This window comes from Streptomyces sp. NPDC001678 (assembly GCF_042892945.1).
Taxonomy (GTDB): Bacteria; Actinomycetota; Actinomycetes; order Streptomycetales; family Streptomycetaceae; genus Streptomyces.
The window spans coordinates 1-11,884 of sequence record NZ_JBIAUP010000028.1 but is presented as its reverse complement, the minus strand read 5'-3'; the positions used below and the strand labels follow the sequence as shown (position 1 = coordinate 11,884).

Genomic DNA, 11,884 nt, shown 5'->3' with positions numbered 1-11,884 from the left:
TGCGACAACAACAGACTGAGGCTCAGAAGGCACACCAGCATCCTCGCACTGTTACAGCCTCTGCACCCACAGAACTAACGAAAGACTCAGTAAGCTTGCCGTTTATCCGGTGCGGCGTGGTTTGGTGCCGACCTTGTGATGGGTCGGTCGGCGGTGTGGCTCGCCGGTGGCCAGCATGAGGCCCACGTCATAGCGGTCGGCACGATGGCGGTTCTTCGATCCGGGTGGCCGTCCGGGGCCGGGCATGGAGGGTTTCGGCACTTCGGCCGGTGTTGAGGTCTTGGCACGCAGGTGTCGGAACCCGCGGCGGACCCGGGCGGGGGTGAGCTGGTTCGAAGGGACGGGCCGTTCCCAGGGGCGTCGCAGGTCGATGGCCAGGGGACGGGCGAGGCGGAGCTGTGTGTAGGCGACGGTGATCAGCCAGCTCCAGTTGTCCGCTGCATCGGGGCCACGGAGTTTGGGGGTGGTCCAGCCAAGGGTCTGCTTGATCATTCTGAAGAAATGTTCGATGTCGAACCTGCGCAGGAATGTCTGCCAGGCCAGGTCGACCTCCGCGGGGGTGGCTGTGGGGCGTGACCACCACAGCCACAGGGGCTTGGGGTCGCCGCCGCTGGGCAGGTGGTCGACCTGGAGGCGGATCACGGTGCCCTCGATGACAGGGAGCTTGCCGGGGTGGTCCCGCCAGGCGGAGCGTTGCTGCAGTTCGGGGTGGAGCCGGTCCCAGCCCTGGGCGTGGGCGGTGCCGTAGCGGGTGGTGGTGGTCTTCGTCTCGGTGTCGGGTCGGTCCCAGGTCCTGGTGTCCTTGAAGATGAACTCGCTGCCGTGCTTGGGCGGCCGTCCGCCTGTCGGGCTGTAGACGTACGGGGGTGCGGGACGGCGCATCACCCGGTCCGAGCGGAGGCGCCCGAGGAGTTCGACGGGCAGGTCCCGCAGGAGGTAGGCCAGGCGCATCACGTCGTAGCCGGCGTCGACCACGATCCACACCAGCGGGTCGCCCTCGTGCCACTGGCCTGCCGAAATCAGGCGGCTGACCAGGTCTCGTACCTGGTCAGCGGTCACAGCGGCGAGGTCGTCGCCCGGCCGCAGGCGAATCGCGTCCAGCGGCGCGGTCCACGAGGAGCGTCCCGTCTCCAGGGCGACGATCCATGAGTAAAGCCAGCCCGGGATCATCAGGTGCTTGTTCTCTCCGCGGCCATAGGTGTGGCAGAATGAGCGGGCATCACTGGTGGCGGCGTCCGGCCGCAGCCACGGGGAGACGTCCACCGCCAGGACGATCCGGCCGTCCGCGGCCCTGGGCAGCGGGCAGCCGGCCAAGGCATGACGCAGCCGATCAACCTCGATCTGCCCGTGGTTGAGCGCGCCGTACAAGGCGCCGTGCCCGCGACGGTGTTCGGGTGCGAGCGCAAGATCGACCAGAGTCCGCACCGGTCCGTCCGTGCATAGCAAGGCGTCGCACAGTTCGAACAACGCGTCCCCGCGTCCGCGCAGGCAGTCATAGAAGTCGTCACGGAAGCGTGAGAGCGTCGCGAACGCCTCACACTGGTCCGACTGTTGCAGCACACTCATCGATACGGCCTTCGGTTGATCCCATGCCTCTGTGACGGAGCAAAGGATCAGCCGAAGGCCGCTTCCGGATCCGGTGAACAGCGAAATCGCTGATCAAGTTCGACTTGCGTTCGACGCCGGACCGGCGCCCTGATGAGGCCCAGACACAGTGAACCAGCCCGGCCTGACCTCGGTCAGCAGGCCTTTCAGTTCCTCGACCGCTGATCGCAGGTCCTCCGCCGAGGGGTCAACAGACGCAGGCAGACTCCGGCCGTAGAAGCGAAGGCGCCAGAAGTCGAAGATTTCCGCCCCATCCGCGGCGAAGTCCACATCAATGTCGATTCCGTCCAGGCCCGTCAGTCGACAGCCAAAGCCATGTACCGCGTACGAGTAGCCACCGGCTTCACCATGGCGGCTGATCTCGCCCGAATGCGTGAGTGGGAGCAGATCCGCCAGGCGCTTCAGTGAAGGCATGGCCTCCTGAACCGCGGTGCTGGCAGCGCCGAGAGCGCTGACGAAGCCGAGCACCAGGTCGCGTGCCGCCGCTGCCTGGTGTACTGACGCACCCTCGGTCCCAGACTCCCGCAACGTCCCCTCCGGCGACTATCAGATGATCTAGGTCGTGATCCTTCCACGACCCAGCTCGCCGTGCCAGAGCCTGCTCATAGTGACCAACCACGAGAAACATCCCTGCGAAGGAAGAGCAGCGGGGACCACCGGAGCTCGTAGGCGACGATCTCACGGTTAAACGGCAAGCTAAGTCACGCCTCCGCCCTGCCCGGAGGCCGACGCGGTGATCAAAGAGTAAGCGCCGCGCCTGGGTGGGTAGCGCTGCGGACAGTGGCGGCCGCTGTCAGGAGCGTGCGGAGTGCGTCGGCGTACCGGTCCGGGAGCTGGGCGGCTTCAACGTCGCGCAGGGCCCGGGCCCAGTCGAGGTCGTCGCTGGCGACGACCGCGACAATCCGCGCACCGAACGGCTCGGCATCCGGCTGCCCCCCCCGGCGGCCTCTTCCCGGCGCAGGCAGCGGACGATGACCTGTGGCGCAGCCCATGGGCGAGCGCCGCGCCCTGGTGCCCGCCGGGGCCGGTCGTAGCGGTCTGGAGGAGCTGAGGGGCCGGGGCGGGGCCGACGGCGAGGACCGCGTCCAGCCCCGGCGGCGAAGTCGGTGTCCATCAGCAGTCGCCCGTTCGTCAGGGGCTGCCTTCAGCATGCGTCCGGGCACTGACATCGGCCGCAGGACGCCCCATTGGAGGCGACGGCGGGCTACGTGTGGCGCAGCGTGTGCAGCTCGCAGATGTCGGGGTCGGTGGTGAATCGGTAGATGCGGGGCTTTTCGCGGCTGCCGGTGACCCCGAACCAGAACTCGGAGCTCTGGTGATCGAATTGGTGGTCCTGGACCTGCTTGCCGTCCGTGAAGGTCAGCCCGAGGCCGTTGTCTATGATCCCGCTGACCTTGCTCTCCGGTTTCAGCTCCCAGGTCCCTGAGCCGCCGCCGGTGTGCTTCGGCTTGTTCGGGTAGTTGAACTCGGGCCAGTCGCTCGCGCTGAACGTCCCATCAGCGCGGAGCGTGATGGTCCCGAACGGGTCGGCCTTGTACGTGCCGGGCATGTCCTGGCGGGTCAGCCCGGCCGGACGATCGCCCTCGTCGCCACACGCGAAGTAGCGGGCGCACCCGGTGCTCGTGACCGACGTGGCGACTACCAGCGCGCATACCAGCCCAACCGCACGCCAACGCATCCCGGCCTCCTCGAATCGTTCCAAAAGCCGTGCAGGCCAAGCATCTCAGGGCCCGCGCTTCCGCACGTCGCCGGGGGCGCCCATCCGGAATGGCGCTGCGCCCGGCGGAAGGGCCGGGCGCAGCAGGCAGGCAGATCAGCAGGGGGAAGCGTGGTTCCTGCTCAGCGGGTGAGGGGCCACTTGCCGTGCTGGTCGACTGGCCTGTGGTCAGGTCCAGGAACAGGTGGGCGCCGTGGGCAATGGGCGGGTGCGCGCGAGAGCAGTCGCACTGCATGTGAGGGCGCGGTCGCCGAAGTGGCAGCCGCTGTAGGTGCTGATCAGCCGCTGGTGGGCTGAGTTCGTCAAGTGGTAGGCGCGGGGGGCAGTGGGGATTCGTTCAGTGTCGTTTCTCCCGCCAGGGCCCACCGCAGCTCATCGTCCGAGGTTAGATAGGAGGCCCGTGACTTCGAGGCTACGGCTGGACAGCGGTGGGGATCGGCGTGGGCTGGATGAGTTGTCCGTCCTGGTCGGCTCGGACCTCGTAGTCGCGCCATTGCCGGGGGTCGGCGTCAGCCGGCCAGCCGAGGTCGGCATAAGGCCGTACCTCGCGCTGGCCGCGCACGCGCATGAATTCCACTGTGGCCACCGGCCGGCCCACGGCGGCCCCGTCACCGGTGGCGCTGAGGCGGACGGTCAGGTCCCAGCCGAACGGGGTGTCCAGCGGGGCGACAAGCACGCCGCCTGGGCGCAGTTGCCGGAGCCATGCTGGGGGGATGCGGCGCACCGAGGCCATGGAGACGATCCGGTCGTAGGGGGCTCCTGCGGGGTGGCCGAGTTCCCCGTCGCCGGTGATGGTGTGCGCGCGGACGCCGAGGGCATGGTGACGTTGCCGGGCGTGGGCTGCGATGCGGGGGTCGATTTCGATGCTGGTCACCATGCCGGGGCCGGTGCGGTGGGCGAGGAGGGCGGCGGAGTAGCCGGTGCCGGTGCCGATCTCAAGGATGCGTTCGCCTGGGCGTGGTGCGAGGTGGCGCAGCATCTCGATAACCACGGTGATGCAGGAGATGCTGGAGGTGAACCAGCCTTTGGCCGGCCCAGTCGTGGGTACGGCGCCGTCGTCGATTTGTGTGATGAGGGGGGTGCGAAGGCGGTAGACCGCTTTCAGCCAGGCATTGGGAGTCTTGTCCCGGTCGATCAGGTCGTAGAGGCCGTCGTCGCCCGGGCGGGGCCACCAGACCCGGCTGGGCACGAAATGCTCGCGAGGGACGGTCATGAAAGCCTCGCGCAGCCAGGCCAGGCCGCCGAAGTAGTTGCGGGGGTCTGCTTCCATCTGGTCCAGGCACTGCTGACGAAGCGTTGTGGCGTCTGCCATCGCGAGTCGGGCTCTCCTCAGCTGACGGGCTAGTCGTCGTCCTCGGGCTGCGGCTCTTCACGCGGCATCGGATTGCCGGGATCGCCCGGGCTGGAGTACGGGCCGCCGACCTCACCATCACCGGACTGCCGGTCCTGGCCTCCCATCGCGTCCCCTCCCATTCGTTCTCGGCTGTGGCCTCCACGGTATTGCGTGGAGGCAAGGGAGAAGCTGGTGTTCGGTAATTTCTGGTACTGAACCTGAGCATGTTCCAGCCACACGGGTGGGCCTCGGCCGTCGCGTAACCCGCAGCTGCCTGCTCCCGGCCGGCACGGTCTTCTGCGGTGTGTCTGCTTATGGTGAGGACATGACCACCTTGATCGTCTTGCTGCTGTTCCTGACGGGCGCCACGTGGGTCCTCTACAAGTGTGTGCACGAACTGCTGACCTCACTACGGTCAGTCTTCTTCGGACACCAGGCGGACGGCCGCTGCATACGTAGCTATGGCACAGAGGGCTCCGACGGGTTCACGCGCATGCACTACGTCTACGGCTTCACCACTGCCGACGGCCGGGCAGTGGAATTCGAGGAGCCGACCATGCTCATGCAGGAGGGTAAGAAAGTCACCGTTCGCTACCGGCAGGACGACCCGGAGCGGACAGCAACCATTACAGGTTTGCGTACTCTCTCGCCCCTGTTCGGGAGTCTCTTCGGAGTGGTGCTGAGCGGTGCCTTCTTTCTGCTCAGCACGGTGATGCTGTGGATGTATGTGGTGAAGGTCTGGCCCACACCGTAGGGGGAGCCCCCCAGCCCGTCATCTTGATGGGCTCCGCAGGCGGACGGCCCGCCCGGAAATCCCGCAGTGTTCGAGCGGCGTTGGTCAGGCAGCGGATGCCAGGACGCGTAAGGGTCGTCGGCGCAGGGGTGCGGCTCTTGGTGAGTGAGATCGTCGATAGGCCGAGAGATCGTAGCCGCCTCGGCGCCGCCCAGGCTCCACCTGCTGCCGGTGATATCCAGTCTGTCGGCGCTCAAGTGTCGTGCGGCCGGCGGACGGCGGGTTCCGCGTCGTGGACGACGGCCAGGGTGGCCATCCGTTTGCAGCCCGCCTTCTCCCCGGCCGCGAGGCGGATGCGTAAGGTGTGCTTCGCGTGCTCGGCGGCCTTGGCGGTGGCCTCGCGCAGGTGGCCTGGGCGCATCGCGATTCCTTTGCCGTCAAAGCTGAGAACCAGCAGCGTGCTTGGGCCGGCGGGTTCGGGGGTGCGACTGGAGCAGAAGGCGTCGATGTCCACCGCGGCCGCCCGTACCAGTTCGCCGGCCTGCCGCTTGCCCACCATGCGGGCTCCGCAGCGCCGATCGATCGATTGATTGAAGGGCGGTGTTGTAGGAACCGCGGCAGGCTTCAAGGACGGCGCGTTTGCACAGGCCCAGGCTGTGCCGGCCGTGCGGAAGGTTCAGTGCCGCATCGGTCAGATAGGCGTTCGTGCTGCCCGAGGAGCGCATAGCGCACCGGGCCGCGGTCACCGTTCCGGCCACCGTGGTCAGTTGACGTCGGCCTGGTTGGCACCTTCGCCGCTAGGGACGGGAGCCCGATGCCACACCGTCGCGGCGGCGCGGGCCGGTCGGCCCGGTCTGCTCCGGCGCACCCGAACCCGCTGGATCGGTACCCCGCAAAGCGAAGAGTCCCGGTTCGGACTCCACCAGCCAGCCCTGCTCCACCAGCCGTTTCGGCTTCGACCGGAATCCTTCGAACTTGCTCTTGTCCGTCGACAGCCCCAGTGCGGAATACAGCTGATGCGCCCGCATCGGATGTACCGCGTCCTGGAGCACTTCGACGATGTCCTGATACAACCGCGGCAGCGCCGCCGCCGTCATCCCGTCCGATCGCTGAACAACCAGCTTCACCCCGACCGGCGAGCCAGCCCCGAAAGCGCCCTCCGTCTCCGGCACAGCAGATTCCTCCAGCCCGCCAGCCCCCGACTCCGACTCCGACTCCGCGACCGTCGCGTCGCGTCGCGTCGCCTGCCAGGATCTCCGTCATGGTCTCGTCTCCCGGGTGATCTCCAGCCTGGACAGCACCATCTCCTGCTCGGCCAGACTCTCCGACAACTCCGTCACCCAGGCCAGCAGTTCTTCGATTCGCTCCCGCGCAGCAGCCTCCCGCCGCTCGATCTCTTCCAGCCACGACGCCATCGCCGGCACCCCCGGAATCCGGTCACCCGACACCATGACGATCGAGCAACACACCCAGGCCCCCAAGGCCGGGCTCGGAGTAGGGACGCGGAGGGCCCCGCACGGAACCGGGAGGTCGGGGTTCACGCGCGGGGCTTCGCTCACAGGGAGGGGGGCGTCAGACTCCGGTCAGGGTGTACGTACCCGTACCGTCCTGCCTGCCGCTGGAGAACTGGCGGATCAACTCACCGTCCGCGTACCGGTCGTGGCCCATCATGGAGCCGGTGTACTTGTTCTGCACACCGACCTTCGAGCTGCCGGGTACGTCGCGGTAGATGTAGAACCGCTGGAGGTCGTCCTCCGCGCAGTTGGCCGTCGTCAGGTAAGCCTGCTCCCGGTTGGCGATGTCCGCCGGGATGGTCGCGCATCCGCCGTTGCCCCAGTTCCACAGGGACGCCTCGATGACCCCGTTGTTCTCCCTCACGTTGCACAGGCGCCAGTTGTCCAGGTGGGCGCTGAAGATGGTGGATTCGCGAAGGCGGATGCCGTCGTTGGCCAGGAGCGGTGCGCTCCAGTTCAGGGGCTTGCCGGGGACGTCGATCCTGTAGGCGCCGGGTTGGCAGTCAAGGGCGGCCCGCGCGCTACGGCCGGTGGCCTTGGGCTGTCCGGCGGACGTGCCGCTGGTGGGAGCCGGGCGCTGCGCGAGGCGGTCCTGCGTCTGCTTCGCCGTCGGCGCCACCGCACCCGCCGGGTGCTCAGCCTTCGCGGCGGCCGAGCCGCAGTCGAGGAGGTACTTTGCCTTGGCCATGATGCTGTTGGCGGGCACCTTGTCCTCGCAGCGCACCGCGCCTTCCTCAAGGGTGGTGTAGGTGGTGAAGTTGCCGCTTCCGGGCCCCTCGATCCACTTCAACGCCCAACCGCCGTCACCCTGTTGGACGCGGTTGCAGTTGAGGCTTCCGTACGTACCGGTGACCTTCTTGGTGCCCTTGTAGACGCCGTAGTAGCCGGGCCGGTTGAAGTTCCAGGTGACCGAATTCGACTCGCTGCTGGTGGAGGAGTAATCGACTTTTACGTTCAGGCCCAGGCTTGCGCCGACCTTGCTGAGGGCATCGATGCCGAAAGTGCCGTCGATCTTGCCGTCGAGGCCGACGGAGACCGTGATGGTCGTCTGGGTGGTGGTGCTGACGGTGTGGTTGCCGGTTGTGCCCTCGGTGACGAACCAGCCCTTGAAGTGGGTGATCGTCGGGGACACTTCGGTGGTCTTGATGAACGGGTGGCGTGTGCCGAGGTCGGCGGAGGAGCAGGCGTCGCCGAGCTTCGGCTGGTCGGCGGTTGTGACGGGTTTCGGATGCCCTGTCGCGGCGGCGGGGCCGGCCGCGGCAGTTATGGCGGCGAGTGTCGATGCGGCGGTCACGGTGAGGGCGACCAGCCCTCTGGCCCGGCGGCCGGAAGATCTCAAGTGGCTCATCATGCCCTTTCCCTGGCCGGGCGCCATGTCGCCCCAGGCCGGAACCCTGCCAGTTATGTGGTGGGGAGCGGTGGTCGATCGAGGCGAATTTAGCGTCGGCGGCGACGCAGAGACGATGACGGAATCAGCCGGACCGAGGTGAAATCCATGCCCCTTCATGGGCTGTTAGGCAGCCTTGACCTGCCCGGGGCTCATCAGGATTTCATCTGCGGAGCTAGGATCCGCTACCACCGCCGCACAGATGGGCTGTTTCGGTCGTGATTCCGCTGCCGTCACCTCGACGGCCGGCGACTGCCGGACCGGCCGTCCATCATCCGCCGGCATGGCCGACCTCCACCAATCCGTCACGATATTCGGCCAACTTGCACATTCTGAAACCGAGGACCTTCGGCGGCCGTGGCGCCTTGAATGTTCTGCACGCCAGCGTGAACGGCCCTATGAACGATCGGTGGCAGACAATCGTCGGCACGACAGAAGGGAGTCCAGCGAATCGAGCCAGACGGTGTCTGGCGGTGAGCCGGAAGCGGGAACGTCGATCCCCACGGCCGAACCGGCAGCGTCCGCATGAGCCCCGAGCGCGTCCAGTACGGGCACGGAACCCGATCAATCGGAAAACAAGGAGAAAGCGAACATGCCCTTACCAGGTTTACATCCCACCACGGAGGACGGGGCCGAAGACCGAACAGGCGGTACCGTGCCCTGTCAGGGGCGCGGTGGCCGCGGCACCCGCCGCTGTCGCATTCGGCGGCCCAACGACGGCCGCCGCGCCCCGCGCATCCTGCCGACCGCGAGAGGGCCGTGCCGAAGACGGACGGCGGTATGAGGCCTGTACGGACCAAAGAACGATCGTGGAAGATCTTATTTCTGGCTGACGCATACGGGCATTACGCCGGTTCGATCCCGAGTGGATTTACATGCCACCGGGAAAAGAGGAACCACCTTCGAAACGCGTCAGACGACAGCTGGCGACGATAGCCGGACTCGCCCTCGCCGCAGACCTTCTCACCTTGGGCGCCTCACCGTCCGCCGCCGCACCATCGGCGGTCGGCCGGGCGGCCCCCAAGGGCCACGGCACGTGCCCGGCCACCGCCCCCGGCTCCGGGACCGCACGCCAGCGCGCAGCCTGGACCTGCACCAAACAGGGCCCTGCCTCCGCCCGGGAGCCGGCCCGCATCCGCGCCCGCCTCACCGCCGCCCGAGCCCAGTTGGGTGACCCCTGGCACGGGGCCATTCGCCAGCGGGGCCATTCGCCACTGGACGCCAGCCGCCATCTCACAGGGGTCACGACCAACGTGAACGCTCCCGCCGTCCAAGCCGCGTGGCGCACGGAGCGGACGTTCTGAAGCCCCGTGCCAAGCACCTCTCTGGACCCCGTCGACGGCCGACGGCACCTCATCGCGAGCAGAGCCAGACCTGTGCATGGCCCCGCCGCCCTTCCCGTACGGTGCTCGTATGGGAAGGGACGGGGTGCCCCGGCTGCGGCTGGTCGCGGATGACGGTGCCGGGCCGTGGTTGTGCCGTGGGTGCGGAGGTCCGCTGATGCCGAAGGTGAAGGTGACGGCGGTGTTCCGCTCGTCCGCGTGCCACCCCGCCCGCGTGTACCTGGGCGTGCCGGTCCGCAACGTCCCCGCAGCCGCGCTGCTCGGCGACTGTGGATGAAGCACGGAGCGCCGTCTGGTGTCCTCGTCGACGCTGGACGGCTGGTTCTCCGCGCCGCCTGCCGTCGGATTTCCGGGTCAATCATCGAGAAGGGCTGTGACCCCGAGCGCTGCTTCCGCGTTCGCGATCATCCGGGTGATCTCGATCGGAGCGTGCCGGAACTCCTCCATCACCACCGCGTAGGGCTCCACTTGGTGGCGCTCTCCATCAAACCCGACCGCCTCGATCACATACCGGAAGCCCAGTGGGCCGGCCGGGTCATCGGCGACGCTCCAGACTCCCGCGCACCGGTGGATCAAGACACCGGCCAGGTAAGAGGTGAGATCCGTGTGGAGTGTGATCCAGTCGGACTGTTCGAACTTGTGCAGGGGGAGGCGGTCGACGTAGTTCTGGATCGCGACCAGCAGACTCAGCGGGTCCCGCGAGTAGACGGCGGGCGTCACCCCGAGCATCTCGGCCAGGGCGAGCGCGTTGTGGTGAGCTCCCTCGCTCCAGCCAGTGAGATCCGGCTGCTGGGACGTGTCGTTCTGAATGGCGATCCCCTCTCCTTTCCTGTGGCGCCACCGCCGACAATGGCCGTGAGGCAGGTCGATGCCGCCGCCTCGGGCAGGGGCGGCACACTACCCCGGTGACCACTGACCGCCGTGCCCCGGGCCGTGGGTACCAGTCCCCCGTCGCCCCGGCCGGCGGACCGGCCGTCCGCCTCGTCGGTGGCGCGGCGCCCGGTATCGAGGCGCGTGCCGATGCCGTCGCGGAGGCCGCGTACGATCTCGCCGACGTGGGTGTGCCGTCCGGCTGGGGCGCAGCGTCGGCACCCTTATGTGATGGGAGCGGGGAGGCGGGCAACAACACGAGCTACCAAGGCCAACATCTCCCCGAACTACCTCATCTCTGTTTGGCCTGAGCCTCCTTGGCGGACGCCTCCAGCCTGGTCCAGTACTCCTGGTACCAGGTCTCGTCGCCGCCATCCATGTTGCTGTTGGTCTCCCGCATGCCGACCTTGCCGTCGATCAGCTCGCGGACGATGTCGGCGTGACCGGCATGCCGGTTCGTCTCGGCCGTCATATGCAGCATGATCCGCTGAAGCGTCACGTGGCCGTTGTCGCCCCACCACGCGACGTGGCCCATCGCGTCGAGCGGCAGCGCCTCGATCGTCGCGTCCGCGTGCGCCCAGGCGCGGTGGTACAGGCCGAGAACGTCCTCGCGCGACTCGTCGGCGGGTGCCCACATGTCCGAGTTGGGCTCGGCGCCCTCCTCGTGCCAGGGGAGGGATTCGTTGTGCGGGCGGCCGAAGGTCGGGCCGAAGTACCCGAGCTCGACGCTGGCGAGGTGCTTGACGAGGCCGAGGAGGTTGGTGCCAGTCGGCGTCAGGGGGCGACGGATGTCGTACTCGGACAATCCGTCCAACTTCCAGATGATGGCTTCGCGGGCTGCTTTGAGGTAGCGGTGCAGGTCGTCTTTAGGATCATTGGGCTTCATGGGGCCGAGTCTCGCATCACCTGCTGACAGCGGTCGCGCGAGTTTGCCTGCTCACCAAGAAGCACCAGCCGATGGCTGGGCCGGCTACACCATCAATCGACCGGGCCGGGAGCCCCGATGCAGCAGGAATTCGGACAGTTCCAATGCCCGACTCCACCATTACTGACGTTTTTCGCTGTCCTGTCGGGTCGTGCTGGGTGATGGTGAGGCCGGTTTCGACGAGGCAGTCGTCAAGGAGGCCGGGCCGGTGCTGGAGTTTCGGAGGCCGCGGCGAAGAGTGCGGGTGAGGTGGTCGGCGTCGGTGAGGGCCATGTCGGCCAGAGGACGGGGTATCGAGGTTGGTCCAAGACGAGGACCATGGGACCTCCCAGCCGCTGGTGAGCGCAGGCGATCAGGTCCCATTACTGAGTCTTTCGTTAGTTCTGTGGGTGCAGAGGCTGTAACAGTGCGAGGATGCTGGTGTGCCTTCTGAGCCTCAGTCTGTTGTTGTCGCAGC

The 11,884-nt window shown here is 67.5% G+C and carries 11 protein-coding genes; 1 reads left to right on the top strand and 10 read right to left on the bottom strand.

Annotation, left to right across the window (positions count from 1 at the left end; translation table 11 throughout):
- Window positions 1–102 precede the first annotated feature (102 nt).
- From ACFYZR_RS32260 to ACFYZR_RS32245, 4 genes are all read right to left on the bottom strand, one after another.
- Window positions 103–1,566, bottom strand: coding sequence for an NF041680 family putative transposase (locus ACFYZR_RS32260; RefSeq protein WP_391917077.1), 1,464 nt, complete (start codon window positions 1,564–1,566; stop codon window positions 103–105).
- 93 nt (window positions 1,567–1,659) lie between these two features.
- Window positions 1,660–2,073, bottom strand: a complete 414-nt coding sequence (locus ACFYZR_RS32255; RefSeq protein WP_391917074.1) for a DUF6896 domain-containing protein — start codon at window positions 2,071–2,073, stop codon at window positions 1,660–1,662.
- A 736-nt stretch (window positions 2,074–2,809) separates the two neighbouring features.
- Window positions 2,810–3,283, bottom strand: coding sequence for a hypothetical protein (locus ACFYZR_RS32250; protein WP_391917071.1), 474 nt, complete (start codon window positions 3,281–3,283; stop codon window positions 2,810–2,812).
- Between the two features lie 451 nt (window positions 3,284–3,734).
- Window positions 3,735–4,634 carry a methyltransferase domain-containing protein gene (locus ACFYZR_RS32245; RefSeq protein WP_391917068.1) on the bottom strand — a complete coding sequence of 300 codons (900 nt, stop codon included), beginning with the start codon at window positions 4,632–4,634 and terminating at the stop codon, window positions 3,735–3,737.
- Between the two features lie 346 nt (window positions 4,635–4,980).
- Here ACFYZR_RS32245 and ACFYZR_RS32240 point away from each other — a divergent pair, with 346 nt between their 5' ends.
- Window positions 4,981–5,409, top strand: a complete 429-nt coding sequence (locus ACFYZR_RS32240) for a DUF3592 domain-containing protein (protein WP_391917065.1) — start codon at window positions 4,981–4,983, stop codon at window positions 5,407–5,409.
- A 232-nt stretch (window positions 5,410–5,641) separates the two neighbouring features.
- On the opposite strand, the gene ACFYZR_RS32235 is transcribed toward ACFYZR_RS32240, so the two are convergent.
- The 6 genes from ACFYZR_RS32235 to ACFYZR_RS32210 form a co-directional block, all read right to left on the bottom strand.
- Window positions 5,642–5,947 carry a hypothetical protein gene (locus ACFYZR_RS32235; RefSeq protein WP_391917062.1) on the bottom strand — a complete coding sequence of 102 codons (306 nt, stop codon included), beginning with the start codon at window positions 5,945–5,947 and terminating at the stop codon, window positions 5,642–5,644.
- Window positions 5,948–6,185: 238 nt separating this feature from the next.
- Complete coding sequence (locus ACFYZR_RS32230) at window positions 6,186–6,560, bottom strand: hypothetical protein (RefSeq protein WP_391917059.1); 375 nt, start codon at window positions 6,558–6,560, stop codon at window positions 6,186–6,188.
- An 87-nt stretch (window positions 6,561–6,647) separates the two neighbouring features.
- Complete coding sequence (locus ACFYZR_RS32225; protein WP_391917056.1) at window positions 6,648–6,839, bottom strand: hypothetical protein; 192 nt, start codon at window positions 6,837–6,839, stop codon at window positions 6,648–6,650.
- 121 nt (window positions 6,840–6,960) lie between these two features.
- Entirely contained in the window at window positions 6,961–8,250 is a 1,290-nt protein-coding gene (locus ACFYZR_RS32220; RefSeq protein ID WP_391917080.1) for a hypothetical protein, read from the bottom strand.
- A 1,736-nt stretch (window positions 8,251–9,986) separates the two neighbouring features.
- On the bottom strand, window positions 9,987–10,361 hold the full coding sequence (locus ACFYZR_RS32215) for a hypothetical protein (protein WP_391917054.1): 375 nt from the start codon (window positions 10,359–10,361) through the stop codon (window positions 9,987–9,989).
- Between the two features lie 433 nt (window positions 10,362–10,794).
- Window positions 10,795–11,388, bottom strand: a complete 594-nt coding sequence (locus tag ACFYZR_RS32210) for a DinB family protein (protein WP_391917051.1) — start codon at window positions 11,386–11,388, stop codon at window positions 10,795–10,797.
- Window positions 11,389–11,884 lie beyond the last annotated feature (496 nt).